The sequence below is a fragment of the Rhizobium favelukesii genome, from assembly GCF_000577275.2.
Lineage (GTDB): Bacteria > Pseudomonadota > Alphaproteobacteria > Rhizobiales > Rhizobiaceae > Rhizobium > Rhizobium favelukesii.
The window spans coordinates 82,774-108,406 of the sequence record NZ_HG916852.1; the positions used below are offsets into that span (position 1 = coordinate 82,774).

General features: G+C 60.8%; 26 protein-coding genes and 1 pseudogene. 11 read left to right on the forward strand and 16 right to left on the reverse strand.

Annotated elements, in window-relative coordinates:
* Window positions 1-58 precede the first annotated feature (58 nt).
* From LPU83_RS38640 to LPU83_RS38670, 7 genes are all read left to right on the forward strand, one after another.
* The gene (locus LPU83_RS38640) at window positions 59-868 is read left to right on the forward strand and encodes an ABC transporter substrate-binding protein (RefSeq protein ID WP_024316223.1); all 810 of its coding nucleotides are present in this window, start codon (window positions 59-61) and stop codon (window positions 866-868) included.
* A 68-nt stretch (window positions 869-936) separates the two neighbouring features.
* Window positions 937-1,602: an amino acid ABC transporter permease gene (locus LPU83_RS38645; RefSeq protein ID WP_024316224.1), complete on the forward strand. Its 666-nt coding sequence runs from the start codon at window positions 937-939 to the stop codon at window positions 1,600-1,602.
* A 12-nt stretch (window positions 1,603-1,614) separates the two neighbouring features.
* Window positions 1,615-2,268 carry an amino acid ABC transporter permease gene (locus LPU83_RS38650; protein WP_024316225.1) on the forward strand — a complete coding sequence of 218 codons (654 nt, stop codon included), beginning with the start codon at window positions 1,615-1,617 and terminating at the stop codon, window positions 2,266-2,268.
* Window positions 2,261-2,983 carry an amino acid ABC transporter ATP-binding protein gene (locus tag LPU83_RS38655; protein ID WP_024316226.1) on the forward strand — a complete coding sequence of 241 codons (723 nt, stop codon included), beginning with the start codon at window positions 2,261-2,263 and terminating at the stop codon, window positions 2,981-2,983. Before LPU83_RS38650 ends, LPU83_RS38655 begins: the two co-directional genes overlap by 8 nt.
* A complete protein-coding gene (locus LPU83_RS38660) occupies window positions 2,983-4,224 on the forward strand; it encodes an NAD(P)/FAD-dependent oxidoreductase (RefSeq protein WP_024316227.1) in 1,242 nt (413 codons plus the stop codon). The genes LPU83_RS38655 and LPU83_RS38660 overlap by 1 nt, the downstream gene beginning before the upstream one ends.
* Before the next feature lie 87 nt (window positions 4,225-4,311).
* A complete protein-coding gene (gene lhpI, locus LPU83_RS38665; RefSeq protein ID WP_024316228.1) occupies window positions 4,312-6,003 on the forward strand; it encodes a cis-3-hydroxy-L-proline dehydratase in 1,692 nt (563 codons plus the stop codon).
* Window positions 6,004-6,012: 9 nt separating this feature from the next.
* A complete protein-coding gene (locus tag LPU83_RS38670) occupies window positions 6,013-7,041 on the forward strand; it encodes a trans-3-hydroxy-L-proline dehydratase (RefSeq protein WP_024316229.1) in 1,029 nt (342 codons plus the stop codon).
* Between the two features lie 196 nt (window positions 7,042-7,237).
* Here LPU83_RS38670 and LPU83_RS38675 read toward each other — a convergent pair whose 3' ends face one another.
* From LPU83_RS38675 to LPU83_RS38725, 11 genes are all read right to left on the reverse strand, one after another.
* On the reverse strand, window positions 7,238-8,221 hold the full coding sequence (locus tag LPU83_RS38675) for an ABC transporter ATP-binding protein (protein ID WP_024316230.1): 984 nt from the start codon (window positions 8,219-8,221) through the stop codon (window positions 7,238-7,240).
* Window positions 8,214-9,221, reverse strand: a complete 1,008-nt coding sequence (locus LPU83_RS38680) for an ABC transporter ATP-binding protein (RefSeq protein WP_024316231.1) — start codon at window positions 9,219-9,221, stop codon at window positions 8,214-8,216. Before LPU83_RS38680 ends, LPU83_RS38675 begins: the two co-directional genes overlap by 8 nt.
* A gap of 1 nt (window position 9,222) precedes the next feature.
* The gene (locus LPU83_RS38685) at window positions 9,223-10,140 is read right to left on the reverse strand and encodes an ABC transporter permease (protein WP_024316232.1); all 918 of its coding nucleotides are present in this window, start codon (window positions 10,138-10,140) and stop codon (window positions 9,223-9,225) included.
* Window positions 10,137-11,060 carry an ABC transporter permease subunit gene (locus tag LPU83_RS38690; protein ID WP_024316233.1) on the reverse strand — a complete coding sequence of 308 codons (924 nt, stop codon included), beginning with the start codon at window positions 11,058-11,060 and terminating at the stop codon, window positions 10,137-10,139. Before LPU83_RS38690 ends, LPU83_RS38685 begins: the two co-directional genes overlap by 4 nt.
* A gap of 48 nt (window positions 11,061-11,108) precedes the next feature.
* Window positions 11,109-12,689 carry a peptide ABC transporter substrate-binding protein gene (locus LPU83_RS38695; RefSeq protein WP_024316234.1) on the reverse strand — a complete coding sequence of 527 codons (1,581 nt, stop codon included), beginning with the start codon at window positions 12,687-12,689 and terminating at the stop codon, window positions 11,109-11,111.
* 655 nt (window positions 12,690-13,344) lie between these two features.
* Window positions 13,345-14,574 (reverse strand): class I SAM-dependent methyltransferase, encoded by a 1,230-nt coding sequence (locus LPU83_RS38700; protein WP_024316235.1) that lies wholly within the window; start codon window positions 14,572-14,574, stop codon window positions 13,345-13,347.
* A gap of 4 nt (window positions 14,575-14,578) precedes the next feature.
* Window positions 14,579-15,649 (reverse strand): CDP-glucose 4,6-dehydratase, encoded by a 1,071-nt coding sequence (rfbG, locus tag LPU83_RS38705; RefSeq protein ID WP_024316236.1) that lies wholly within the window; start codon window positions 15,647-15,649, stop codon window positions 14,579-14,581.
* Window positions 15,646-16,413, reverse strand: a complete 768-nt coding sequence (gene rfbF, locus LPU83_RS38710; RefSeq protein WP_024316237.1) for a glucose-1-phosphate cytidylyltransferase — start codon at window positions 16,411-16,413, stop codon at window positions 15,646-15,648. The genes rfbG and rfbF overlap by 4 nt, the downstream gene beginning before the upstream one ends.
* A 40-nt stretch (window positions 16,414-16,453) precedes the next feature.
* Entirely contained in the window at window positions 16,454-17,239 is a 786-nt protein-coding gene (locus LPU83_RS38715; RefSeq protein ID WP_082321159.1) for a cephalosporin hydroxylase family protein, read from the reverse strand.
* Window positions 17,217-18,287 carry a class I SAM-dependent methyltransferase gene (locus tag LPU83_RS38720; RefSeq protein WP_225039769.1) on the reverse strand — a complete coding sequence of 357 codons (1,071 nt, stop codon included), beginning with the start codon at window positions 18,285-18,287 and terminating at the stop codon, window positions 17,217-17,219. Before LPU83_RS38720 ends, LPU83_RS38715 begins: the two co-directional genes overlap by 23 nt.
* A gap of 2 nt (window positions 18,288-18,289) precedes the next feature.
* Window positions 18,290-19,111 (reverse strand): NAD-dependent epimerase/dehydratase family protein, encoded by an 822-nt coding sequence (locus LPU83_RS38725; protein ID WP_024316240.1) that lies wholly within the window; start codon window positions 19,109-19,111, stop codon window positions 18,290-18,292.
* Between the two features lie 125 nt (window positions 19,112-19,236).
* On the opposite strand from LPU83_RS38725, the gene LPU83_RS38730 reads away from it, so the two are divergent.
* Both LPU83_RS38730 and LPU83_RS38735 read left to right on the forward strand, forming a co-directional pair.
* Window positions 19,237-19,767: a dTDP-4-dehydrorhamnose 3,5-epimerase family protein gene (locus LPU83_RS38730; protein WP_024316241.1), complete on the forward strand. Its 531-nt coding sequence runs from the start codon at window positions 19,237-19,239 to the stop codon at window positions 19,765-19,767.
* A gap of 95 nt (window positions 19,768-19,862) precedes the next feature.
* The gene (locus LPU83_RS38735) at window positions 19,863-20,318 is read left to right on the forward strand and encodes a GFA family protein (protein WP_024316242.1); all 456 of its coding nucleotides are present in this window, start codon (window positions 19,863-19,865) and stop codon (window positions 20,316-20,318) included.
* 65 nt (window positions 20,319-20,383) lie between these two features.
* Here the strand turns inward: LPU83_RS38735 and lepA are convergent, their stop codons facing one another.
* Window positions 20,384-22,216 carry a translation elongation factor 4 gene (lepA, locus tag LPU83_RS38740; RefSeq protein WP_024316243.1) on the reverse strand — a complete coding sequence of 611 codons (1,833 nt, stop codon included), beginning with the start codon at window positions 22,214-22,216 and terminating at the stop codon, window positions 20,384-20,386.
* Between the two features lie 142 nt (window positions 22,217-22,358).
* On the opposite strand from lepA, the gene LPU83_RS38745 reads away from it, so the two are divergent.
* Together LPU83_RS38745 and LPU83_RS38750 are read left to right on the forward strand one after the other, a co-directional pair.
* Window positions 22,359-22,925, forward strand: coding sequence for a helix-turn-helix domain-containing protein (locus LPU83_RS38745; protein ID WP_024316244.1), 567 nt, complete (start codon window positions 22,359-22,361; stop codon window positions 22,923-22,925).
* Between the two features lie 22 nt (window positions 22,926-22,947).
* Window positions 22,948-23,466 (forward strand): GNAT family N-acetyltransferase, encoded by a 519-nt coding sequence (locus tag LPU83_RS38750; protein WP_024316245.1) that lies wholly within the window; start codon window positions 22,948-22,950, stop codon window positions 23,464-23,466.
* Between the two features lie 9 nt (window positions 23,467-23,475).
* Here LPU83_RS38750 and LPU83_RS38755 read toward each other — a convergent pair whose 3' ends face one another.
* From LPU83_RS38755 to LPU83_RS38765, 4 genes and pseudogenes are all read right to left on the reverse strand, one after another.
* The gene (locus LPU83_RS38755) at window positions 23,476-23,943 is read right to left on the reverse strand and encodes a group III truncated hemoglobin (protein WP_024316246.1); all 468 of its coding nucleotides are present in this window, start codon (window positions 23,941-23,943) and stop codon (window positions 23,476-23,478) included.
* Window positions 23,944-24,037: 94 nt separating this feature from the next.
* Window positions 24,038-24,520, reverse strand: a complete 483-nt coding sequence (locus tag LPU83_RS73940; protein ID WP_244656131.1) for a carbon-nitrogen hydrolase family protein — start codon at window positions 24,518-24,520, stop codon at window positions 24,038-24,040.
* 20 nt (window positions 24,521-24,540) lie between these two features.
* The gene (locus LPU83_RS73945; protein ID WP_244656132.1) at window positions 24,541-24,873 is read right to left on the reverse strand and encodes a nitrilase-related carbon-nitrogen hydrolase; all 333 of its coding nucleotides are present in this window, start codon (window positions 24,871-24,873) and stop codon (window positions 24,541-24,543) included.
* Between the two features lie 99 nt (window positions 24,874-24,972).
* Window positions 24,973-25,479, reverse strand: a pseudogene (locus LPU83_RS38765) (LssY C-terminal domain-containing protein); the annotation flags it as partial.
* Window positions 25,480-25,633 lie beyond the last annotated feature (154 nt).

The following is a 25,633-nucleotide window of genomic DNA, read 5'->3' on the forward strand; positions in this document are numbered from 1 at the left end:
CGGGGAATAGTGCGCCTCATCCGCCAATGGACAATCCAACTCTGGGAGAGAGAAAAAGATGAAATCCTCGGTCCTCGCCTTCGGCCTTCTGGCCGCCACCACCCTTCTGACCAGCCCGGCCAAGGCTGACAAGTTGGACGATATCATCGGTTCGGGCACGCTGCGTTGCGCTGTCGTGTTGGACTTCCCGCCGATGGGTTCGCGCGACGAGAACAACAATCCGATCGGCTTCGACGTGGACTACTGCAACGATCTGGCCAAGGCGCTGGGCGTAACTGCCGAAATCGTTGAGACCCCGTTCCCTGAACGTATTCCGGCGTTGATGTCCGGCCGCGTCGACGTGGGCGTTGCCTCCACGTCCGACACCCTCGAACGCGCCAAGACCGTCGGCATGACGGTTCCCTACTTTGCTTTCGAGATGGCTGTTACCGCCAATGAGAAGTCGGGCGTGAAGTCCTTCGAAGACATGAAGGGCAAGGTCGTCGGCGCCACGGCCGGCACCTATGAAGCGATCGCACTCGAGCAGCAGGTCAAGGCTTGGGGTACCGGCGAGTTCCGTCCTTACCAGACCCAGGCCGACGTATTCCTGGCGCTGAGCCAAGGTCAGCTCGATGCCACCGTTTCCACCTCGACCGTGGCGCAAGCGAACGTCAAGACCGGCAAGTTCGCGGGTATCTCAGTGGTCGGCAAGGCGCCCTTCGACATCGACTACGTCGCGCTCTTCACCAACCGTGAGGAATACGGCCTCATCAACTACCTGAACCTGTTCGTCAACCAGCAGGTTCGCACCGGCCGCTACGACGAACTCTACAAGAAGTGGGTCGGCGGCGAGGTACCGTCTCTCGCGGTCAATGGCGTATACCGCTGATCTGACCGTTTCTCCCGCGGCGCGAGGCGATCCCTCGCGCCGCAGCTTTACAAAAAGGTGAGACGGTCATGTTCAACTACACCTTCCACTGGAACCAAGCCCTCAAAGCATTGCCGCAGATGCTTGATGGTGCGCTGGTCACGCTGCAGATTGCGCTCTTGTCCATGGTCATCGGACTGGCTTGCGCGATCGCGCTGACCTTGTTCCGGCTATCCGGCAACCGCATCCTTGGCGGCTTCACCATGGCCTGGGTCGAGATCGCCCGAAATACGCCTGCGCTGTTCCAGATTTACATGGCCCATTTTGGCCTTGGCAATTTCGGCATTCACCTCACTCCATCGACCGCGCTCTTGGTGGGCATTGCCTTCAACAACGGCGGCTACCTGGCTGAAAATTTTCGCGGCGCACTGAAGGCGATCCCAGACACGCAGACCCGGGCCGGGCGCTCGCTTGGCATGACGTCGATGCAGACCTTTCGCCTGATCGTCTTGCCACAGATGCTGCGCGTGGCCTTTCTGCCGGCGACCAACCAAATGGTCTGGGCAGTTCTAATGACGTCGCTCGGCGTGACCGTCGGCATGAACACCGACCTTGCCGGCGTGACCCAGGAACTGAATGCGCGCTCCTTCCGCACCTTTGAATTCTTCGCCTTGGCTGCCGTGATCTATTACGTCATCGCCAAGGTTCTGACCCTTGCTACCCGGGCGCTCGCCTGGCGTATGTTTCGCTACTGAGAGAGGTGAGAGATGTTCAATACTGCCCTCACCTGGGGTGATCTGGCCTTCCTGGCGCAAGGCGCGGGGATGACGCTTGCGGTCACAGCCGTTTCGGTCGCTGCCGGCACCCTCCTCGGAATCCTTTTCGGAATGATCCGCGTCGAACTCGGGCCCTACTGGTCCGCACCGCTGACCTTCGCGCTCGACGTCTTCCGCTCGGTGCCTTTGTTGATCCAGCTTGTGCTTGGCAATGCACTCCAGTCGATCATGCGGCTTGGCTGGCCTCCGTTCACGACCTCCTGCGTGGTGCTGTCGCTCTATACCGCCGCCTATTGCACGGAGATCGTGCGCGGCGGCATTTCCTCGGTGCCACCAACCACGCGTCGTGCGGCTCGCTCGCTCGGCATGACCTGGTGGCAGGATATGCGCTATATCGTTACGCCTCTTGCCACCCGCGTTTCGCTGCCGTCCTGGATTGGTCTGACGCTCGGCGTCATGAAGGATTCCGCGCTGGTGCTCTGGCTTGGCCTTATCGAGTTGCTGCGCGCCTCGCAGATTCTCGTTACCCGGCTGCAGGAGCCGCTGTTCATCTTGATGATCTGCGGCGCCGTCTACTTCATCATCAGCTTCCCCATCGCCCGGATTGGCGGGTATCTCGAAAAACGGTGGTCCCCCAATGATTGAGATTGAAAACGTTCGCAAATCCTTTGGCCCGTTGGAGGTTCTGAAAGGCATCGACCTCATCGTCCAAAAAGGCGAAGTGGTCACCGTCATCGGCGGTTCCGGTTCGGGCAAGTCGACGCTGCTCACCTGCATCAACGGGCTGGAGCCTATCGATTCGGGGCGCGTCGTAATCGACGGCACCGAGGTTCATGCCAAGAGCACCGACCTCAACAAGCTTCGTCGCAAGGTCGGGATCGTCTTCCAGCAGTGGAACGCCTTCCCGCATCTGACCGTACTGGAAAACGTCATGCTGGCGCCCCGCAAGGTTCTCGGCCTGTCGAAGGACAAAGCCGAGGAGATTGCCGTCAAGCAGTTGACGCATGTTGGCCTCGGCGAGAAGCTGGAGGTCTATCCGAACCGCATGTCGGGCGGCCAGCAGCAGCGCATGGCGATTGCCCGTGCGCTTGCCATGTCGCCGGAATACATGTTGTTCGACGAGGTGACGTCAGCGCTGGATCCCATGCTCGTTGGCGAAGTGCTGGACACACTGAAGATGCTCGCCGAAGAGGGAATGACGATGATCTGCGTCACCCACGAGATGGCCTTTGCTCGGGACGTATCCAAGCGTGTTGCCTTCTTCCATCAGGGCATTATGACCGAGATCGGTACGCCCGATCAGATTTTCGGCGCGCCGCAGCATCCTGAAACGCAGAAGTTCCTGGCGAGCGTGCGCTGATGGCCGGACCTGATGTCATCGTGGTCGGCGCGGGGGTCGTTGGCCTATCGGCGGCGATCGCAGCACAGGCAAGAGGGCTTTCGGTGGTCGTACTCGACCGAGAGGGTCCCGCTGCTGGAGCATCGGCAGGCAATGCCGGCGCCTTCGCCTTCACCGACATCTTGCCGCTTGCCTCGCCTGGCATTCTGAAGAAAGCGCCGAAGTGGCTTCTCGATCCGCTCGGTCCACTGTCGGTCCCGCCTGCCTATGCCTTGCAGATCGCGCCCTGGATGTTCCGGTTCTGGCGTGCCTGTGCGCCGGGCCGTGTCGCACATTCCACAGCGGCGCAAACCGCGCTGATGGATCTTTCGAAGGCAGAGCTCGAGCCGTTTCTGCAGCAGACCGGCACCGCAGCCATGCTGCGCAAGGACGGCAATCTCCAGGTTTACGAGGGCGAAGCGGAGCTGAACGCATCGCTTCCCGGCTGGAAGGCGCGGGAAGCGCACGGCGTTGAGTTCCATCACCTCGATGCTGTCGGCATGGCTGAGATCCAGCCCGGCCTCGCGCCGCGCTTTACCCATGGCACCTTCACGCCGGGCTGGCACTCCATCGCAGATCCCAAGCTCTATACCCTTGCCTTGGCGGGCCACTTCCGCGCCATGGGCGGCACCATCAAGCGCGCGGAGGTAACGGCGTTGCGTCCCGTAGAGGGCGGCGTCGATGTTGTGAGCACCGGCGGCGGTTCGCGACGTGCCGCGCGCGTGGTCCTGTCGGCAGGCGCCTATTCCCATCAAGTAGCCCGCACCATCGGCGAGAACATTCCGCTGGAAACGGAGAGGGGCTACAACACCACCCTTCCTCCCGAGGCTTTCGACTTGCGCACCCAGGTTACCTTCGGCGGTCACGGCTTCGTCGTTACCCGGCTATCGACGGGTATCCGTATCGGCGGTGCCGTCGAGCTCGGGGGGCTCAAGCTCGCGCCGAACTTCCGTCGCTCGGAAGCGATGCTGGAGAAGGCCGGGAGTTTCCTGCCCGGCCTGAAGCCGCAAGGTGGCGTTCAGTGGATGGGCTTCCGCCCATCCTTGCCCGACAGCTTGCCCGCCATCGGCCATGCCCGCGACAGCCACCGGGTTGTCTATGCTTTCGGTCACGGCCATCTCGGCCTCACTCAGTCGGCAGGGACCGCGCGGATCGTCGCGGATCTGCTGACAGGCAAGAACCCCGCCATCGACATCGCGTTCTTCTCGCCGCAAAGATTCTGATGGAGGCCCACAGCGTGCCAACCGCGATGTTGGTTCGCAACGCCCCCGTTGGTGACCGTCATCTCTCCGCTCAAGGATTCGCGTGAAATGAAAAAATCAGCACTCGATCGCAGCATTCTCGGAGGCTCCGCCAAAGGTCCCGTCATCGCCACCAAGGAGGCCTTGAGCTTCTGGGGTGGGGTCGATCCGGCGACCGGCAGCGTGATCGACGTGCACCACCCGCTTCACGGGACCTGCCTGACGGACGGCATCCTGATGATGCCGTCGAGCCGCGGGTCCTGCACGGGTTCCGGCGTGCTCCTTGACCTCGTCCTGACAGGGCGTGCACCGGCAGCCTTGGTTTTTTCCGAGGCTGAGGATGTGCTGACGCTCGGCGCGCTAATCGCATCCGAAATGTTCGGCAAGCCGTTGCCTGTCCTGAGGCTCGGGCCGGAAGCCTTTGCGGCGCTCTCCCGCGCGAAGACGGCTGAGATCCGCGATACGGCGGTTGTGGCGGACGGGCTGGAGATTTCGATGGCTCCTCCGGCGACCGCTGCGCTCGACCTCACCGAAGCCGATCGCGCCATGCTTGACGGACGGCAAGGTATCGCCGTGCAGCAGGCCATGCGCATCATATGCGCCATGGCGGCGCAGCAAGGTGCGCATGGGCTCGTGGATGTCACGCAGGGCCATATTGACGGCTGTATCTACGCCAGCCCGGCAAATCTAACCTTTGCGGAGAGGATGGCGGATATGGGGGCGCTGGTTTGCGTGCCGACGACCATGAACGCCATTTCCGTGGATCGCGCCAATTGGCAAGCGCAGGGCGTACCGTCGACCTTCGGCGACCCGGCCGCGCGGCTTGCCGATGCCTATGTCCGCATGGGCTGTCGGCCGACGTTCACCTGCTCTCCCTACCTGCTCGACAGCGCGCCAAAGGCAGGCGAATCCATTGCATGGGCGGAATCTAACGCGGTGATCTTCGCCAACACGGTCCTCGGGGCGAGGACGGCAAAGCACCCCGACTTCCTCGATCTCTGCATAGCGCTGACGGCCCGCGCACCGCTATCTGGTGTCTATCTCGACGAGCACCGCAAGGCGCGGCGTATCGTCGATGTCGAACTGCCTGAGAACGTCGATGACGCCTTCTGGCCGCTGATCGGCTATCTCGCCGGTCGCGCAGCACCGGACCGCATTCCGCTTCTGCGCGGTCTCAGTCCCGCGCAGCCTTCGCAGGACGATCTCAAGGCCCTTTGCGCCGCTTTTGGCACCACGTCCGCAGCACCCATGCTGCATGTGGAGGGCGTCACTCCTGAGGCCACCGACGCGGCACCCGATAGCGCCGATCGCGCCTTCATCTCGCGCGCCGACATGGCCGCGGCCTGGACGGTTCTCAATGAAGGGCCGGAGGAAGTAGAACTCGTCGCCATCGGCAGCCCTCATGCCTCTCTGAGCGAATGTCGTGCCTTGGCAGATATGCTTGCTGACCGCATCCGGCACTCCGATGTCACGGTGATCGTCACCGCCGGTCGGCAAGTCATCAGCGCGGCGCGCAACGAAGGCTTACTAAGCAGATTGGAGGACGCAGGCGTACAGGTGTTGCCCGATCTCTGCTGGTGTTCGATTTCCGAGCCGGTGTTCCCGACGCGCACCCGCGCCCTGATGACGAATTCGGGCAAGTATGCCCACTACGGCCCCGGCCTTTCCGGTCGCGCCGTTCGCTTCGGCAGTCTTGCCGATTGCGTTACCGCGGCTCTGACTGGGCGTGTTCCGGCACAGTTGCCAGATTGGCTTTCCTGAGGAGGTATCATGCGCAGTACCAAGACCATCCATGTGATTTCCGCCCATGCCGAAGGTGAGGTGGGAGATGTCATCGTCGGCGGCGTGACGCCGCCGCCCGGCGAAACGATCTGGGAGCAAAGCCGCTGGATCGCCCGTGACCAGACGCTGCGCAATTTCGTGCTGAACGAACCGCGCGGCGGCGTCTTCCGTCACGTCAACCTGTTGGTGCCCCCGAAGCATCCCGATGCCGATGCCGCCTTCATCATCATGGAGCCGGAAGACACGCCACCCATGTCCGGCTCGAATTCGATCTGCGTGTCCACGGTGTTGCTGGACAGCGGAATCCTGCCAATGCGGGAGCCGGTCACTGAAATCACTCTGGAGGCTCCCGGTGGCCTGGTTCGTGTGCGCGCCGAGTGCCGCAACGGCAAGGCCGAGCGCATCTTCGTCCAGAACCTGCCGAGCTTCGCAGAACGGCTGGATGCAAAGCTGGAAGTCGAGGGACTGGGCACATTGACCGTCGATACGGCCTATGGCGGCGATAGTTTCGTTATCGTCGACGCCGCAGCCATGGGCTTCCGCCTGTCACCGGACGAGGCGCATGACATTGCGCGGCTCGGTGTACGGATCACCAACGCGGCCAATGCCGCACTCGGATTCCATCACCCCGAGAACCCGGATTGGAAGCACTTCTCCTTCTGCCTCTTCGCCGGCCCCGTGGAGTTCACAACGGAAGGCCTCCGTGCCGGCGCTGCTGTCGCGATTCAGCCCGGCAAGGTCGACCGCTCGCCCACCGGCACGGCGCTGTCGGCGCGCATGGCGGTGCTGCACGCCCGCGGGCAATTGGCCCTCGAGGACAGACTGACCGCCGTTTCGCTGATCGGCTCCACCTTCACTGGCCGCATTCTCGGCACCACCGAAGTCGGCGGTCATCCGGCGATCCTGCCGGAAATCTCCGGTCGCGCCTGGATCACCGGCACGCACCAGCACATGCTCGACCCCTCCGACCCCTGGCCGGAAGGCTACCGCCTCACCGACACCTGGGGCGCCCGCTGATTGCCCAATCGGCTTTGAGCGGTGCGGATAGGATCCGCTCAAGGCCCCTTCGAGCACCTTTGCTTGTGCGCTAGGAGTGATACGCTCGAAGCACACCCGCCAAGAACTAACAGGTGGCGGTTTTGGTGTGCCGGATAAATGCCGAACGGCCCGCTGGACAATCAGCGGGCCGTTCGGGATTTTCGTTGGTACCGGCTTAGCGGTCCATGTGGTAGCAAGCGGCGGACTGTCCTGGCCGAACCTGTTCGGTCGGCGGCATTTCCGTGCGGCAAACATCCGTGGCCTTCCAGCAGCGCGGAGAAAACACGCAGCCTGGCGGCGGATTGAGCGGCGAGGGTGGGTCGCCCTGCAGCCGGATGCGCTGCCGGTTGCGTGCGAGCTTCGGATCGGGTACCGGCGCGGCCGAAAAAAGGGCCTGCGTGTAGGGATGCGCCGGGCGGTCGAACACGGTGGCGCAATCCCCGGCCTCGACCACCTTGCCGAGATAGAGCACCAGAACGTCGTCAGAGATCAGCCGGACGACCGAAAGATCGTGGCTGATGAAGATCAGCGTCAGCCCGAATTCCTTCCGGAGCTTGCGCAAGAGCGTGATCACCTGCCCCTGGATCGACACGTCGAGCGCCGAGACGGGCTCGTCGCAGATGATCAGCTTCGGTCGCGTCACGACCGCGCGGGCGATGCCGATGCGCTGTGCCTGGCCGCCCGAGAATTCGTGCGGATAGCGGTTGATCATTTCGGGCACCAGGCCGACGGCCGCCATGATCTCCCGGACGCGTGTCAGTCGTTCCGCTTTCGTAAGCTTCGGCTCGAAGACGGTGAGGGGTTCGGCAATGATGTCGCCTACGGTCATGCGCGGATTAAGTGAGGCGATCGGATCCTGGAAGATGATCTGCATGTCGCGGCGGGCCGCACGCATTTCCTCGTCCGATAGGTCGAGCAGATTCCGCCCCTGCCACAGGATGCGGCCTTTCTGCGACTTGAGGAGACGTAAAATCGAACGGCCGAGCGTCGACTTGCCGCAACCCGACTCGCCGACGATGCCTAGTGTGCGGCCTTCTCTCAGGTCGAAGCTGACATTGCTGACGGCAGTCAACAGCATCGGCGGCTTGAAGAAGCCCTTCGACGGCAGCTCGAACTGGGTGGTGAGGTTCTCGACTCTCAAAAGGGATCGCTCAGCCATGGTTCAAAACCTCCTCACGGCGCGGGAAGGGATGGAAGCAGGCTGCGGAATGACGTTCTGCCAGAATCTCGAGCTTCGGTGACACGTCGATGCAATCGTTCTGGACCATGGGACAGCGCGGCGAGAAGCTACAGCCCTTTGGCAGGTGTTGCAGATTGGGTGGGCGACCGGGGATGACGGCGAGCTGATCGACGTCCTGGTCGGGCCGCGGGATGGAGGCGTGCAGCGCCGCTGTATAGGGATGCGCGGGCACTTCGAAGAGTTCGTCGACCGGTGCTTCCTCGACAATCCGCCCGGCATACATGACGGCGACGCGGTCCGCGAGGCCCGCAACGACACCCAAATCATGGGTGATCATGACAAGTGCCGTGTTCATTTCCGCCGTCAGGTCATTGAAGAGATCAAGGATTTGCGCCTGGATCGTCACGTCGAGCGCCGTCGTCGGCTCGTCGGCGATGAGAAGCTTCGGTTTGGTCAGTAGCGCCATGGCGATAACGATGCGCTGGCGCATGCCGCCCGAAAGCTCGTGCGGGTAGAGGTTGAAGCGTCGCGACGGGTCGGGGATGCCGACACGTTTGAGCATGTCCAGGGCCTCGGCAGAGGCTGCCCGCGCCGTGAAGCCTCGGTGGACTTCCAGCTGTTCCGTCAGTTGTCGGGAAATCCGCAGCGACGGATTGAGGGCCGTCATGGGGTCCTGGAACACCATAGCCATGTCCTTTCCGCGGACATGGTCGAGTTCGCGTGACTTCAGCGCCAGCACGTCCCTTCCCTCGAGTAGTGCCTGGCCGCTGGTGCGGCCGTTCTTGGCAAGCAGACCCATAACACCGAGGAAGGTCTGACTCTTGCCGGATCCGGATTCACCGACGATCGCGACGCGCTCGCCGCGCCGGACCGAAAGGTTCATGTTGGAGACGGCCTTCACCTCGCCATCCGGCGTCGCAAAGGTGATCGAATAGTCTCTCAGTTCGAGAAGCGCGTCGTTTTTTGTTTCTGGGTGCATTCTATCGATCCTTCGGGTCGAACGCGTCGCGCAGGCCATCGCCGATGAACAGCAGGCTCATCAGCAGGGCAACGAGGAAGCAGGCCGGGAAGGTCAGCAGCCACGGCATGCTTTCCATGGCGTCGGTGCCCTCAGCAATCAGCGTGCCGAGCGAGGTGAGCGGTTCCTGAACGCCGAAGCCAAGGTAGGACAGAAAGCTCTCGGTCGCGATGATTTCCGGGACGGTCAGCGCAGCAAAGATCACCACCGGCCCGACGAGGTTCGGGATAATGTGCTTGAGGATGATCTTGAACGGCTTCTGGCCGGACGCGCGTGCCGCTTCGATGAATTCGCGTTGCTTGATCGAGAGCGTTTGTCCCCGCACGATGCGGGCCATCGTCAGCCATTCCAGCGCACCGATTGCTGCAAACAGCAGGTAGACATTGCGGCCGAACACCACCATCAGCAGGATCACGAAGAGAATGTAGGGCAGGGCATACATAATATCGACAAAGCGCATCATGATCGCATCGAGCCTGCCGCCAATGTAGCCGGAAATCGCGCCATATAGTACGCCGATTACCACGGACACGATGGTCGCCGTCGCGGCGACGGCGAGCGAGACGCGGGTGCCGTAAAGAACACGCGCAAGCAGGTCGCGGCCGTTCGGATCGGTTCCGAAATAGTGGCCGCTCTCCATATCAGGGGGCATCCGGAAAGCCGCCCAATCCGGTTCCTCATAGTCGAACGGAATGAGGTACGGGCCGAGGAATGCGGCCAGGATCAGGAGAAGGAGCACAACGATGGCAACGACGGCTGCCTTGTTGCGGGAAAGACGACGCAGAGCATCGCCGGTCAGCGAGCGGCTCTTGTGCGAAAGCCCTTCAGCCTCCAGAAGTTCAGCCGCGAGCAGCTCTCTCTTTGCGGGATTGAGGATCATCGGTTTCTCACTTTCGGATCGAGCCACGCATAGGCAATGTCGACGAGAAGGTTCAGAAAGACGATCAGGACCATGTAGAAGATGACCGTGCCGAGAACCATGCCGTAGTCGCGGTTCAGCGCCGCGTTGACAAAATAGCGGCCGATGCCGGGCAATCCGAAGATGCTCTCGACAACGAGCGAGCCGGTGAGAAGGTAGCTCGCCGCCGGGCCGAGATAGGAAACGACCGGCATCATGGCAGGCTTCAGCGCGTGGCGCATGACGGTCAGCCGCGGACCGATGCCCTTGGCCTTGGCGGTGCGGATGTAATTCTGGTTCATCACCTCGATCATCGAGCCGCGGGTCATGCGTGAGATGCGGCCCGCATGCGGCAATGCCAGCACGACGATCGGGATGACGAGATACCTGAACGAGCCGTCACCCCATCCCCCGACAGGCAGCCAGCCGAGATGGATGCCGAAAATCAGCTGTAGGATGGGCGCGATCAGAAAGTTCGGAAGAACCAGGCCGACGAGAATGACCAAGCCGAGGAGGTAGTCAGGCGCCTTATTCTGATAAAGCGCCCCAAGACAGCCGACTGTCACACCGATGAGGATGGCAAGGATGAAGGCGAGGCCACCAATCGTGAACGTGTAGGGCAGGCCGATCATGATCTGCTGGCCGACGGTAAAGTCTTCATTGGCGAAGGAAGGACCAAGGTCGCCCTTCAACACGTCGTAGATGTAGATCAGGTATTGGTCGATAAGCGGCTTGTCGAGATTGTAGTGAGCCGCGAGGTTCTTCAGGATCACCGGCGGCAATGGCCGCTCGCCATCGAATGGGCCGCCGGGAGCAAGGCGCAAGACAAAAAAGCTGAGTGTCACGGCGATCCACATGACGGGGATCGTCGACAGCAGGCGACGGAGTGCATATTTGATCATGGTCGTGGATCGGCCCTTCCTGCAGCGGGCGGGAAGGGCCGGTGTTCCTTATTCTTTGATCGAGAGCCAGCGCGTACGGTGGATGTCCTGAATATTGTCTTCGAAGCCCTGGACCTTCGGCGAGACGACGTTCTTCGAGACGTAATAGTACAGCGGAATGGCGGCACTGTCGTCGAGCGCGAGCTGTTCAGCCTTCTTGAAGATTTCCGCGCGCGTCTTCAGGTCGGTCTGGGCGTTCGCTTCCTTGACCAGCTTGTCGTAATCGGCGTTGCTCCAACGGCCGTAGTTCATCGAAACGCCGGAAACGAGCAGGCCGAGGAAGTTGTCCGGATCGTTGTAGTCGGCGATCCAGCCGGCGCGGCCGATTTCGACCTGACCATGCTGCATTTCGTCGTAATGCACCTTGGTTTCGGTGTTGTAGAGCTCGATCTGGACACCGAGCGGCTTCCACATCGAGGCGATGGCGACTGCCACGCGCTTGTGGTTGTCGTTGGTGTTGTAGCGAAGCTGTGCCTTCAGTGGGTGGTCGGGTCCGAAACCTGCTTCCTTGAGCAGCTTCTTCGCCTCTTCCACCTTCTCCTTGTAGGGCATGTCCTTCCAGCTGACATAGGCCGGATCGCCGTAGTTGGCAGTGCCCGGCGGAACCCACGAATAGGCTGGAAGTTCGCCGGTGCCGAGGATCTTCGGACCGATCACGTCGCGGTTGACGGCCATCGACAGCGCCTGGCGGACGCGCTTGTCGTTGAACGGCGGCTTCTGGGCGTTGAGGACGTAGTAGTAGCTGGCCAGGAACGGCGTCACGTGCGCCTGACCCGGCAGGTTCTTCTTCATCCACTCGTATTGATCGGTCGGGAAGTCGGTCATGATGTCGAACTCGCCGGCGCGATAACGCTTGAGAGCCGCTTCCTGGTCTTCGAGCGTGAAGAACTTGACGCCGTCGATCTTCAGGTCCTTCTCGCCGTAGTACTGGTCGTTCTTGACGGTTGTGACGGACGCACCTGGGATCCATTCGGTCGGCTTGTACGGACCGTTGGTGACGATGTTGCCGATCTTGACCCAGTCAGTGCCCTTCGCCTCAACCACATGCTTCGGCAGTGGGTAGGCGGTGTAATGCATCAGCGCGTTAATGAAGTAGGGGGTTGGGTTCTCCAGCGTGATCTCGAGCGTCTTGTCGTCGATCGCCTTGACGCCGAGCTGGCTGAAATCGGTGATCTCGCCCTTGTTGATCTTCTCCGCGTTCTTGATGGTGAACTGCAGATAGGCGTATTCGGCGGCATTCTTCGGATCGAGAAGGCGCTGGAAGGCGAAAACAAAATCCCCTGCGGTCACCGGCTGGCCGTCCGACCACTTGATGCCGTCGCGCAGCTTAAAGGTATAGACCTTGCCATCAGGCGAGACAGTCCAGCTTTCGGCCTGCCCCGGGATCGGATCGTCCTTCGGGTCTTCCGTTACGAGGCCCTCGAAGATGTCGCCTGCAATGCGGTTCTCATAGTCGCTCGATAGCTTCTGTGGGTCGAGCGACTGCGGGTCGCCGCCATTGTGGATGTTGAGCGTCGCTGCGTGCGCCGACACGGCCAGCAGCGAGCCAAACACTGCTGAAGCCAGGAATTTTTTCGTAAGAAAGCTCATATGGGGGCCACCTTTCTAGGCTTTGCGCCTTTTATTAGTCGTTTGTTCCCGTGACCAGTTACGTTCAGGTCAATGCGCAACCTATCGTAAAGGTCTGGCGTTGCAAGCCCCCAAATGAAACAGCGAGCGACGCTTCCTGAGGCCGTGATTTTTTGGCCTCCATTCTATCACCAGGCTACGGAATGGGCGATTTTTTGCGGCTGCGAGGGCGTTTCGATCAAATGGGCATGCCGCGCCACAGTCAATCACTGGTTGAATAAACTGACTCTAGCCGGCTCAAATTTCGACGCGTTTGCGGTGAATTGCGTTGATAAATCAATGGCTCCTGCGTCCGTTTGGTGTCTGTTTGCGACATGTGGTCGCCATCGATTTTTGAAATGTTGCGTTGTCTCCGGAGGTCCCGCGAAGACCGGGCCAGATCACGCAAAGGGACCCAGAGAAGCGCGAAAGGCAGATTGTGGGGGCACATCATGATCCGAACAAAGCACCGCTTGTCTGTGAAACAGGCGCCGCCCGAACGATATCCACACCTGAACTCCACGAGTCCACGACCTCCACGTCGTTGACCGCAGCTTTACCAAGCACCTCCGCAGGACAGGCGTGCGACCCCAGAAAACGGAGCGATGCCAACCAGCATCGCTCTACTTCATCAATCTCAAAGAATCCGTAGCGTCGGGATCGCCACGACGAAACGTCCGTCCCATGCCCGGATATACTGGTTCGACTTGACGATCTCGTCGGTCAGATTCCACGGCAGGATGACGAGATAGTCCGGCTTCGCGGCTTCGATATGGCTCGGCGCATAGACGGGAATATGGCTTCCCGGTAGCAACTTGCCTTGCTTGATGTCGCTGCGGTCGACGACGAAGACGATGTCGTCGGCGTTAACGCGGCAGACGTTCAGGAAGGTGTTGCCCTTGGCTGCGGCGCCATAGGCGGCGACCGTTTTGCCTGCGACCTTGGCTTGACGTAGGAAGGCCTTGAACGCTTCGCACACGCCTTCGATCCGCGTCCCGAACCGTTCGTAGGTCGCCATCTCCTTGAGGCCGAAGGCCTCTTCCTTTGCGCGGAGCGCAAGCAGCCTGTCTGTCACAGCGCGGGCGCCTTCCGCCTTCTGTGCGAAGACGCGCAACGATCCGCCATGCGTCGGAATCTCCTCGACATCGAAGACCTTCAGCCCGCAAGCGCCGAAAATGCGCTCGACCGCGAGCAGCGACATGTAAGAGTAGTGTTCGTGATAGATCGTGTCGAACTGGATGCCATCGATCATCGTCAGAAGATGTGGGAATTCGAATGTCGAAACGCCGTCCGGCTTTAATAGGATGGCAAAGCCACTGACGAAATCGGCGATATCTGGCACATGCGCAAGGACGTTGTTGGCGGCCGTCACGTCGGCGCGCACGCCGCTCTCGACCAGCGCCTGGGCGGTCTGCCTGCCGAAGAACGCCACCTTGGTCGCCACGCCGCGGCTTTGCGCGATCTTTGCTGCATTTGCGGCCGGTTCCACGCCGAGCACCTGGATGCCCTTGGCTGCGAAATATTGCAGGAGATAGCCGTCATTCGAGGCGACTTCGACCACTGTCGAAGCTGCCGAAAGTCCGAAGCCCTCGGTCATCATCTCGGCGTAGCGCTTGGCATGTTCGAGCCAGCTGGTCGAGAACGATGAGAGGTAGGCATAGTCGGCGTTGAAAATTGCGTCCGCCGGCACGTTCTCGGTCGTTTGAACCAGGAAACACTCCGCGCAAACCATGACCTTCAACGGAAAGGAGCGCTCCTTGGCGATCGCGGCTGCATCTGGTAGAAAGGAGTTCGACCACGGTGTCGATCCAAGATCTGCGACAACGGTCGTCAGCGGCGCTGAGCAGAAACGGCATTGGTGAGACATGCGGTTAGGAGCCTTTCGTGAAAGCATCAATCTGGCCAGCGACGAGCGAGAGCGCATCTTCGCCCCGGCGCCATTGATCGTACCAGCGTGCAGCCCAGTCTATCGCTTCGGTCTGGCTCAGCTTTGCCCGCCAGGAGAGGCAACGATAGGCTTCGCCAGGATCGAGACCAAGCGCGTGCATCTCGCGCGGCTTGTCGACCGCCGACGTATCCTGCCAGGTTTGCCCGAGCCCCATGGCTGCTTGGACCGAGGAGGCAACAAAACCGACGGGAATTTGCGCTTCGTCAGGGGATGGCCCAAAGTTCAGCGCTTCCACCGACGCAGTCCCGTTGTACAGCGCCTCGCAGAACAGGAAATAGCCGTTCAGGCAGTCGAGCACATGCTGCCAGGGACGCGTCGCAAGCGGGTTGCGGATATCAAGAATCTGCCCGGCTATGGCAGCGCGGACGATGTCGGGAACCAGGCGGTCCTCCGAAAAGTCGCCGCCACCGAGCACGTTTCCGCCGCGCGCGGTGCCGACATGCACGCCCTTCGGACGGAAAAAGGAGTCCCTGTAGGTCGCCGTTGCGATCTCGGCTGCGGCCTTCGAGCCGGAGTAGGGGTCATGTCCGCCAAGCCGATCGGTTTCGACGAAATGCCGGCCGCTTTCGTCGTTGCTATAGACCTTATCTGTCGTCACGACGAGAATGGCTTTGAGCGCTTCCAGCGGCCGCGCCGCCTCCAGCAAACGGATCGTCCCCATGACGTTGACATCGAACGTGTCAACCGGTTCGAGATAGCTGCGGCGCACCAGCGACTGCGCCGCCATGTGCAGGATGATATCGGGATCGCACACGCGAAGCGCATCCGCAAGGGCGGACCCGCTGCGGATATCGGCGATCGTCTCGGCAGCCATCCCGGAGGTGCCCGCAAGGGCGTGCAGCGTTGGCGTCGTCGCTGGCGAGAGCGCGTAGCCGGTCACCTCAGCGCCGAGCCGCGAAAGCCATATTCGCGCCCACGTCCCCTTGAAGCCGGTATGGCCTGTCAGGAAGACGCGTTTGCCTGACCAGAAACGCTGATCCGGCAGCTGGCTCATGACCAGACTTTCCACGGTGCATGGCCGCTCTGCCAGAGTTCTTCGAGCTGGTTCTTGTCGCGCAGCGTATCCATCGGACGCCAGAAGCCGTCATGGGGGAAGGCCATCAGCTGGCCGTCGCTGGCAAGTCCTTCCAGTGGTGCTCCCTCGAATGGCGTGGAGTCCCCCTCGATACGATCCAGCACCGACCGGCTGAGCACGAAGAAGCCGCCATTGATGCGTCCGTTGTCGCCCGCCGGTTTCTCGGTAAAGCTCATGACCTGCTGATCTTCGGTCATCAATGCGCCATAGCGCCCGGGCGGTACCACGCTGGTCACCGTCGCCTCGCGTCCATGGCTTTGGTGAAATTCGGTCAACGCCTTGATGTCGACATCGGCAACGCCGTCGCCGTAGGTGAGGCAAAACGTGTCGTCGAGATAGTTCGCGACGCGTTTCAGGCGCCCGCCGGTCATCGAACCTTCGCCCGTTTCGACAAGCGTCACGCGCCACGGCTCCGCTTTCGTGGCATGGTACGTCGTCTCGCCGCGCTCCATGTCGAAGGTGACATCCGCGGAGTGCAGGATGTAGTTGGCGAAATATTCCTTGATCATGTAGCCGCGATAGCCGAGGCAGATCACGAAGTCGTTGAAGCCGAAATGGCTGTAGATCTTCATGATGTGCCAGAGAATCGGACGACCCCCGATCTCGATCATCGGCTTTGGCCGCAGGTGGCTCTCTTCGGAGATGCGGGTGCCGTATCCACCCGCGAGAATGACGATTTTCATATGGTATTTCCCGGGCTAAGAACTCTGATTCCAGAGAGTTCTATCTGTGTCGCTTCAGAAAGCCGTCTGGTGCCACGGTGATCATAAGCTTTTGGTCGATCGATCGGTCGATCTCGAATTCGGGATGCGTTTCGAGATACTTCCACACAGCCGTTTTGGGGTTGTCACCCGGTCCCCACGACCGGTCAGGATAAGCCTCCGCGGGCATGTCTTCGATCAGGGTGTCGAAAACGACGCAATAGCTGCCGACCGAAGTCAGGGGCGCGTAGGCTTCAAGCTCGGCCAGTACATGATCGTGCGTGTGGTTGCTATCCAGGCACACCAGAACGCGTTTGAACGGCTTGGCGATCTGATGGACTTGATCGATGACGCCCCGATCTATACTCGACCCTTGAATCATCTGAATGCGCGACGCCATCGGGTGCGCTTCGATGGCGGCCCTGTTATGCGCCCGGATATCGATATCGATGCCGAGAACACGCCGATTCGAGGTGCGGGGGTCCAAGGTAACGCCAGCTTCCATCGCGTCTGCCATATCAAGGAGAGCAAGCATGGACGCGCTCAGGATCAGTGAGCCGCCATGCGCGATCCCTGTCTCAATGATCAGGTCCGGACGCGTCTCCCAGATGATCTCCTGCATGGCGACCATGTCCTGGGGGTACTGGATAATCGGGCGACCCATCCAGAAGTAGTTGTAGGAGTACTTCGGTTCGACGGACTTGCGCAGGAAATCGGAAGCGCTTCTTTTGAAGTCTTCGTTGCCTTGGATCGCGACAATACGGTCGGCCACTTCGCTCTTGAAATCAACCACGGTCAACCTCGACATAGTTGTAGGCGTTGTTCGACATTTTCTTGATCTCTTCAGAATAATTGCGGTTCATCACGTAGATATCGGAGCCTGGCGGCAGTTCCGGCAGAACCTCGCTCGGGGATTGAACTTTCAATCCAGTCAAAGGCAGGAACTTGCCTTGCTTTGAAGGATTGATGTCAATCACAGCCGTGACGGGACGGCCCTTTCGCTGTCTCAGAAGCGAAAATATGACGCCCTTCGAGGCACCACCCCAGACCACTGCCGTTTGCGTTTCGCCAGGGCTGATGCTTTCCAGCTTCGCGACGAAATCGTCGGGGATATTTACGCGGTCGTTCTGGTCAATCGTCGGATCACGCAATGTCGCCAGATCGGCGACAACGTAGAGGTACTGACCGCCGAAGATCCGACCGCTCGCGACAACCGTCCCGAACATTCGGTGGAAATCCGAAAGTCTGAAATAGTTGACGTGTTCGTAGAAGACGTCAAACCATGCCCGCTGCTCGCAGATCCAATCAAAACAGGGAACTTCGATATAGATGTGTCCACGCCCGCCGTTGGCTTCCTTCAGTTGCCCAAGGAATGCGACTGGGTCCGGAATGTGTTCCAGAACATGCCGGAGGATCAGGCCATCGCTTTCAATCCCGCTGCCAGGTTGGAAATACTCTTGGCGAATTCGGCGGTTTGTTCCCTCATAGGCAGGGTCGAAGCCGGTGATTTCGACACCGCGCTCTTCCAGCATCTCCAGGAAAAGCCCCTTGCCACAGCCAACCTCGACAAGGTTCTTCCGGCCCATGTTCGTCGTGATGATCGCAGCGACCTCGTCCAGATGGCGACGAAACATCGGACTGAGGCCCTGCTCGTTCTGGTAGGATGTATCATAGATCATCAAATCGGGCTGAAACGCAGCATTGCGAACGAGACCCGTGCGGAGATCTTCCACCAAACATATGTCGCCTCGCGGCGAGGCCAGCGCGTCCTCCAAGGTGTCATACATTCGATTCTGAAAGATCGGCAGGCCCCGCTGCTCGTAAAGCACGCGGACATCCGTTGGTGCTGTATCCAAGACTATGGCACTCCCAAGACGAAGGGCGGATCGACAAGATTATCGGGCCGCGCTCCAAAGTTTAAAAGATCTCGTCGACCATACTGATCGGCGATTCGCTCTGCGAGCTCCCGCACGGTCACAGGAACACCGGAGCAAACGTTGATAGCGCCCGTGGCTTTTCCGAAGGTGACCTCGCATATGCGAGCGGCTGCATCGCGGACGTCCATGAAGTCGCGAACCTGCCTTCCTTCGGTGAGATCGGCCCGTTGCCCCGCTTCCAGCGATTTCCGAAGATACGGCACGAAGCGACGCTCATCTTCGCCTTCGCCATAGAGATAGAAAAGTCGGCACCACGCAAACTCCACGCTTTGCGCCGGCAACCACTGCGACAGGGCGATGAAGGCCGCTGCTTTGGCCGCTGCGTAGGGGGTAAGGGGCTTCAATGGGGTTTCTATTGAGAGCTTTCCGAAGCTGACGTCGTATTCGAAGCACGTGCCGACCCCGACAAAGCGGCGTACGCTTACCGTTGCTGCAGCCTTCGCCATCGTCAGCGTGCCGGTGAGGCAGTCCAGATTTTCCGGCGCCGTCAAATATTTTCCAGGTTCCGCGTACCACGCCAGGTGGACGATTGTATCGATCCCGCTAAGAGCATCAGCCCACCAGGTTTCGCTCTCGGAAAAAGGCGAAGGGCTCTCTACAACCTCAATCGCTGCGACGGTCTGCACCTTTTCGACTGCATTCGGCCGAAGGACGGCACGCACATCGGCTCCCTGTGCTACAAGTGCGCGCAGGAGGTGTCGGCCTACAAATCCGGAGGCTCCGGTGATAAGTACTTTGCCCAAATCAGTGCTCTCGAACAGTGGTTGCTAATGAGCCCTTTTTCAATGTCAGGTCAAGTTTGCGTCGACCGAAACAAGTCGATAAAGCGTTCCGCCGGGCTATCTTGAAAACATTCCGATCGAGTTCCATGTCCCGTTTCACCCGCATCCCCACTGCCCTCAGCAACCTCCTCGTCATCGAGCGTCAGCGGCTTGGCGATGAGCGCGGCTTCTTCTCACGCTTCTTCTGCACCGAGGAGCTTGCCGATTTCGGCATCGGCCGCATCGCGCAGATCAATCACACGATGACACAGGCAAAGGGGGCCATTCGCGGCATGCATTTCCAACGGCCCCCGGATGACGAAGCGAAGTTCGTTTCCTGTCTCGCCGGAGCCGTCTTCGACGTCGCCGTCGATCTCAGGCCGCAGTCGTCAACCTATCTCAGGTGGCATGGTGAGGTTCTTTCCGCCGAGAATGCGCGTTCGATGATGATCCCGCCAAGCTTCGCCCATGGCTTCCAGACGCTGACGGAAAACTGCGAATTGATCTATCTGCACGACAAGCCTTACGCGCCCGGAGCCGAAGGCGGAGTCAACGCGCTCGATCCCAGGATCTCGATCGCCTGGCCGCTGCCCGTCGCGCAGATGTCAGAGCGAGATCGTAACTTCCCGATGCTCTAAGGCCACGCCGCCGCCGGCTTGTGTGCGGTCGGAAGCCGGCGGTTTGACGGCGCGCCGCCCTCCACTAGATTGAGCATGATGAAAGGGAGGCCGTGATGACCGAAGTAGATCTGCCTTGGGAGGGTGGCTGCCGATGCGGACGTGTGCGATTGAAGATCAACGCCAAGCCGCTGCTGACCATGGCCTGCCATTGCACGGGCTGCCAGAAGATGTCGTCGAGCGCCTATTCGCTGAGTGCCGCCATTCCAGCGGAAGGCTTCGAGATCACCGAGGGGGAGCCGGTGATCGGCGGTCTGCACGGTGCTGAGGCGCACCACTATTTTTGCGGCCACTGCATGACCTGGATGTTCACACGGTCCGAGGGGATGGACTGGTTCGTCAATTTGCGTCCGACGATGTTGGACGATCCGCGCTGGTTCCGGCCATTCATCGAGACCTGGACGCGCGAGAAGCTGCCCTTCGCAGAGACCGGCGCAGCCCGCAGCTATGAGGCGCTGCCGGAGATGGACGCCTATGAAGGGCTGGTGAAGGAATATATGGCCTGCAGCTGAAGCAGAGCGGTATCCAGATAGCAGCCCGGCCATGCGTCGCGTGCCGGCCGGGCCAAAATGATGCTTTACTCGTCGCCCATCTTGAGTGCGGCGATGAAGGCTTCCTGCGGAATCTCCACCTTGCCGAACTGGCGCATGCGTTTCTTGCCTTCCTTCTGCTTGTCCAGAAGTTTGCGCTTACGGGTGGCGTCGCCGCCGTAGCACTTCGCCGTTACGTCCTTGCGCAGTGCCGAGATGGTCTCGCGGGCAATGACGTTGCCGCCGATCGCGGCCTGGATCGGGATCTTGAACATGTGCTTCGGGATTAGTTCCTTCAACCGCTCGCACATGTCGCGGCCACGCTTCTCGGCGGCGGCGCGGTGTACCAGCATCGACAGCGCATCGACCGGCTCGCCATTGACGAGGATCGACATTTTCACAAGGTTGCCGGCGCGGTAGCCTTCGAGGTGATAGTCGAAGGAGGCGTAACCCTTCGAAATTGACTTCAGCCGGTCATAGAAATCGAAGACGACTTCGTTCAGTGGCAGTTCGTAGGTCACCATCGCGCGGGTACCGACATAGGTGAGTTCGGTCTGGATACCGCGGCGGTCCTGGCAGAGCTTGAGGATGCCGCCGAGATAGTCGTCCGGGGTCATGATCGTCGCCTTGATCCAGGGCTCGCGGATCTCGTCGATCTTGACGACATCGGGCATATCGGCCGGGTTGTGCAGTTCGCGCTCGCTACCGTCAGTCATCGTCAGCTGGTAGACGACCGAAGGCGCCGTCGCGATCAGATCGAGGTTGAATTCACGCTCCAGACGCTCCTGGATGATTTCGAGATGCAGCAGCCCGAGGAAGCCGCAGCGGAAGCCGAAGCCGAGGGCGGCTGACGATTCCATCTCGAAGGAGAAGGAGGCGTCATTTAGGCGGAGCTTGCCCATCGCAGCGCGCAGATCTTCAAAATCGGCCGCGTCGACCGGGAAGAGGCCGCAGAAAACCACCGGCTGCGCCGGCTTGAAGCCGGGAAGGGCCTGCGCCGTCGGGCGCTTGTCCTCGGTGATCGTATCGCCGACGCGGGTATCGGCGACTTCCTTGATCGAAGCGGTGATGAAGCCGATCTCGCCGGGGCCGAGGCTGTCGGCATTGACCATCTTCGGCGTCAGCACGCCAACGCGCTCCACCTGGTACTTGGCGTCCGTACCCATCATGCGGATCGTCTGACCCTTGGTCAGCACGCCGTCGATGACGCGCACAAGAACCATGACGCCAAGATAGGTGTCGTACCAGCTATCGACGAGCAATGCCTTCAGCGGTGCCTTTTCACCGCCCGGGCTCTTCGGCGCCGGCAGCCTCTGCACGATCGCTTCCAGAACATCGGGAATGCCGAGGCCGGTCTTCGCCGAAATCAGCACCGCTTCGGACGCATCGATGCCGATCACTTCCTCGATCTGTTCCTTGATGCGGTCGGGCTCGGCCGCCGGTAGGTCGATCTTGTTGAGAACGGTGACCAGCTCGTGGTTGTTGTCGATCGCCTGGTAGACATTGGCAAGCGTCTGAGCCTCGACGCCTTGGCTGGCGTCAACGACGAGCAGCGAACCTTCGCAGGCCGAGAGCGAGCGTGAGACTTCATAGGCGAAGTCGACGTGCCCGGGCGTGTCGATCAGGTTCAGGATATAGGTCTCGCCGTCCTTGGCCATGTAGTGCAGGCGCACCGTCTGGGCCTTGATGGTGATGCCCCGCTCGCGCTCGATATCCATGTTGTCAAGCACCTGCTCGGACATCTCGCGCTCGGCCAGCCCGCCGGTCGATTGGATCAGGCGGTCAGCAAGCGTCGATTTGCCGTGGTCGATGTGGGCCACGATCGAGAAGTTGCGGATATGGGAAAGCGGAGTCGTTGGATTGGTGCTCATGCGCGCCATATAGCAGCGCCGCCCCTTGCCGCAAAGCGGAAAAGCAGGGATTCGTTTACGATAAATCGCTGTTTCGTAGGCCTAAACATAGCGCTTGATTCCATCACCAGAGTGTGCATTTTCTATTATAGTGGAATTATTGGATCGGATGATGGAACAGGAACTGGAAACGGCGATTGGCCTTCGCATCCGCAAGCTCCGGATCGAGAAGAATTTGACGCTGGATGATCTTGCCAACGCCTCCGGCGTCAGCCGGGCTATGATTTCGCGGATCGAGCGTGGCGAAGCGAGCCCGACGGCGTCGCTGCTTGCCAGGGTTTGTGCAGCGCTCGGCCTGTCGCTCTCGGCCTTCTTTGCCGAGGAGGGCGAGGTCTCGCCGCTGTCGCGCCGGCACGATCAGCAGGTCTGGCGGGATCCGGAGACGGGTTACATGCGCCGCTCCGTCTCACCGCCCGGAACCGCCTCGGATGTCGATATCGTCGACGTCGAATTCCCGGCCGGTGCCCGCGTCAGTTTCCCTCCGCATGCGGCAAGCAACGGCATGACCCAGCATATCTGGCTTTTCGACGGCGAGATGGAAATGACGACGGGCGACACGGTCCACCGACTCCTGCCGGGTGACTGCTTGTTCATGCCCGTCAGCGAGGGTCACGTTTTTCACAACCGCGGCAACATACCCGCTCGCTACTGCGTCGTGCTCGACCGCCGCGGGCGCTAATTCACTTCAGGAGAGAATGATGATAGCCACGATCCGCCTTCTCGACGCGGCAGAAGCCCGCGCGGCAATTCCCGACCTTTGCGAGGTGCTGACCGATTGCGTGAATGGCGGCGCATCGGTCGGCTTCATGCAGCCCTATGGCAATGCCGATGCCGCGCCTTACTGGTACGTCGTCGCCGATGCCGTCGCATCTGGCGCAACGCTGCTTCTCGTGGCCGAGATTGACGGTCGGGCCGTCGGCACAGTGCAGGTCGGTGCGGCGCAGATGCCGAACCAGCCGCATCGCGGCGATCTGAAGAAGTTGCTGGTGCATCGCTCGGCTCGCGGCAAGGGGCTAGCGCGGTTGCTGATGGATGCCGCCGAGCGCGAAGCTGCCGCCCGCGGCAAGATGATCCTGGTGCTCGACACGGCAACCGGCAGCGACGCCGAGGCGATCTATCCACGGCTTGGCTGGGAGCGGGTCGGTGTGATCCCGGACTACGCGCTGTGGCCGGAAGGCGGCCTCTGCGACACCACGCTTTTCTACAAGCGGGTTGCTTGATGAAATAGCTTAGGCCGGCTTGCGCATCGGATCGTCGAGCGCCGGATTGTAGAAGAGCGACAGCGTCAGGCTCGTGGCAATGCGTTCGGCGGTCGCCATGAACCAAGCCTTGGCTTCCGGGTTCGGGGCGATGTCACTGAGCGTCTCCGAAAACAGCGCCAGCCATTGCGGGAAGAGATCGGGCGACATGTTCGCGACGCCTGTATGCGCCTGTACCGGCTTTCCGCCATAGGCGCCGCTGCGGAAGGCGACTGATGACCAGAAGCTCTTCATCTTCTGCATATGCTCGGGCCAGCGGCCGGAGAGCCGGGCGTCGAACACCGGTCCGAGCGCCGGATGCTGGAGCACGCGACCGTAGAACGTCTCGACCAGTCGATCGATGAACGCCTCGTCGATCCCCATCGCCTTCATTTCGGCTTCAGCGCGCTCGCGAATGGCGGCCACATGCACCGCGCGGCCCTGTATTTCCGTATCCATCGTCAACTCCGGCACGTCGCAATCCGCGACCGTTCTCATATAGGCCGTCAACGCCGCAAGATGAAGCCGCTGCGACGCAGGGCAGCATTGCGCCTCAATAATCGCTTCTGTTTTCGCTTCTGGCGTTATCGACCATCCTCTCGCGATAGATGTCACCCTGTCGGGCCTTCAGTCGCCACGGGCGGGCCTTCTGCAGCGGAATGTCATAGACTGGGTCGTCGCGATCTAGCACCGCGGTTGCCAGGCTTGGTTCGGGTACCGCCGGACATTGCGTCACCCAGTTTCCATCCGGGCCGATAATGCCGGCCGGCCCCTTTGTGGCCTTCTGCACCGGCGTTGCAGCGCCGATCCAGATGCAGTTCAATCCCGCATGCGCGCGCAGCGCAATCTGGAAATAGTCGGGAGTGCCGTATGAGGAGAAGAGCACGGCATCGACGCCAAGCCTCTCATATTCCCCGAAGATCTCCGGAAACTGCGATTCGATGCAGATCGCGCAGCCGAAACGATAGCCGTCGACGTCGAAGGTGATCGGCGCGGTGCCGGGTGAGTACCAGCCGCCAAGCTCGCTGTTCGACAAAAACCTCTTGTCGTAGCGGGTCAGCAGTGCCCGGTATCGGAAAACACATAGAGACTGTTGTGCGGCGGGTAACCCTCGGATCGCCGGTGCGCTCCGCCGATCACCGCGAAGATGCGAAGCTCGCCGCAGAGATTGGCGATTGCACGAAGCTCGGCCTCCTGCTGCTGCCAATCGAAACCGGCCCAATCATCGGGATGCATCATCTGCAATTTCGAATATCCCGAAAGCGCGCCTTCGCAGAAGTTGACGACCCGCGCGCCATTGGCAGCCGCGGCCGCAATCATGCTCCGGATTGCGCTGCCGTTCCCGGCAATGTCAGGCGAAACGATGGTCTGTGCTGCGGCTATCTTCAACGGCGCACCTCTCGTGATTCGGTCCGTGTCTTTGACCGATTCGACGCGGTGTGGAACCGCAAAACGGCAACGATGAAGATACGTGAAGCGAAGCCGGCGTTAAGAAGTGGCGAGGCCGCGCAGCACTCCGATCATTGCTTTCCCATCGCTGAAATAGGGATCGCCGCCCCCATTGCGGCCGGTCTTGGGGGCGCCGATGCCGGGGATCTCGTAAGTCGACGACAGTTGCCCGGCCTTCTGAAGATCGGCGATGATCAGATCCCGGTCAGCGTCGACGTCGGGCGCGATGTGATGGGTGATTTGGCCGGTGTCGTGGCTGAAGCCGACACCACGATCAAAACTCGCCGAGCCGAGCCAAAGCGGACGCCCGTCCGCACCGGTGCTCCTAGTTAGCCAAAAACGTACATGGTGGCGCTCGTCGGCGCTCTTGCCCACTGCCCTTTCAAACGCCAGATCCTGCTTGCGCCCCTCAAACAGCAGGGCGCTCACCGGAGCGTCGAGGTCGGGTCGATCGAGCACGACGCTCAAGCCGATTTCGGCCGACGTACGTAGCGTAATCTTGTCGGCTGGATCCCATCCGGCCGATGCGAATGCCCGGAGCACGTCCTCCTTCGAGCCACGAACAGGACATTCCTGGCGACCCGATCAATGTTGGGCTTGTGGGACGGTGGTTGTGACCATTGGGCCAAATTCCCCAATGCGGCCGCGATGAATCCATATTTCCGGAATGAAGAAATAAGCGACGAGCAGATACGCAACC

Excerpts from the sequence above, each read along its gene's own strand:
- rfbG (WP_024316236.1), bottom strand. The coding sequence starts at position 15,649 with ATGAGCCAGCTGCCGGATCAGCGTTTCTGGTCAGGCAAACGCGTCTTC.
- lepA (WP_024316243.1), bottom strand. The coding sequence starts at position 22,216 with ATGGCGCGCATGAGCACCAATCCAACGACTCCGCTTTCCCATATCCGC.
- LPU83_RS38745 (WP_024316244.1), top strand. The coding sequence starts at position 22,359 with ATGGAACAGGAACTGGAAACGGCGATTGGCCTTCGCATCCGCAAGCTC.
- LPU83_RS38645 (WP_024316224.1), top strand. The coding sequence starts at position 937 with ATGTTCAACTACACCTTCCACTGGAACCAAGCCCTCAAAGCATTGCCG.
- LPU83_RS38650 (WP_024316225.1), top strand. The coding sequence starts at position 1,615 with ATGTTCAATACTGCCCTCACCTGGGGTGATCTGGCCTTCCTGGCGCAA.
- LPU83_RS38670 (WP_024316229.1), top strand. The coding sequence starts at position 6,013 with ATGCGCAGTACCAAGACCATCCATGTGATTTCCGCCCATGCCGAAGGT.
- LPU83_RS38655 (WP_024316226.1), top strand. The coding sequence starts at position 2,261 with ATGATTGAGATTGAAAACGTTCGCAAATCCTTTGGCCCGTTGGAGGTT.
- lhpI (WP_024316228.1), top strand. The coding sequence starts at position 4,312 with ATGAAAAAATCAGCACTCGATCGCAGCATTCTCGGAGGCTCCGCCAAA.
- LPU83_RS38675 (WP_024316230.1), bottom strand. The coding sequence starts at position 8,221 with ATGGCTGAGCGATCCCTTTTGAGAGTCGAGAACCTCACCACCCAGTTC.
- LPU83_RS38735 (WP_024316242.1), top strand. The coding sequence starts at position 19,863 with ATGACCGAAGTAGATCTGCCTTGGGAGGGTGGCTGCCGATGCGGACGT.
- LPU83_RS38690 (WP_024316233.1), bottom strand. The coding sequence starts at position 11,060 with ATGATCAAATATGCACTCCGTCGCCTGCTGTCGACGATCCCCGTCATG.
- rfbF (WP_024316237.1), bottom strand. The coding sequence starts at position 16,413 with ATGAAAATCGTCATTCTCGCGGGTGGATACGGCACCCGCATCTCCGAA.
- LPU83_RS38700 (WP_024316235.1), bottom strand. The coding sequence starts at position 14,574 with ATGTCTCACCAATGCCGTTTCTGCTCAGCGCCGCTGACGACCGTTGTC.
- LPU83_RS38730 (WP_024316241.1), top strand. The coding sequence starts at position 19,237 with ATGTCCCGTTTCACCCGCATCCCCACTGCCCTCAGCAACCTCCTCGTC.
- LPU83_RS38680 (WP_024316231.1), bottom strand. The coding sequence starts at position 9,221 with ATGCACCCAGAAACAAAAAACGACGCGCTTCTCGAACTGAGAGACTAT.
- LPU83_RS38755 (WP_024316246.1), bottom strand. The coding sequence starts at position 23,943 with ATGGATACGGAAATACAGGGCCGCGCGGTGCATGTGGCCGCCATTCGC.
- LPU83_RS38685 (WP_024316232.1), bottom strand. The coding sequence starts at position 10,140 with ATGATCCTCAATCCCGCAAAGAGAGAGCTGCTCGCGGCTGAACTTCTG.
- LPU83_RS38660 (WP_024316227.1), top strand. The coding sequence starts at position 2,983 with ATGGCCGGACCTGATGTCATCGTGGTCGGCGCGGGGGTCGTTGGCCTA.
- LPU83_RS38640 (WP_024316223.1), top strand. The coding sequence starts at position 59 with ATGAAATCCTCGGTCCTCGCCTTCGGCCTTCTGGCCGCCACCACCCTT.
- LPU83_RS38715 (WP_082321159.1), bottom strand. The coding sequence starts at position 17,239 with ATGTCGAGGTTGACCGTGGTTGATTTCAAGAGCGAAGTGGCCGACCGT.
- LPU83_RS38695 (WP_024316234.1), bottom strand. The coding sequence starts at position 12,689 with ATGAGCTTTCTTACGAAAAAATTCCTGGCTTCAGCAGTGTTTGGCTCG.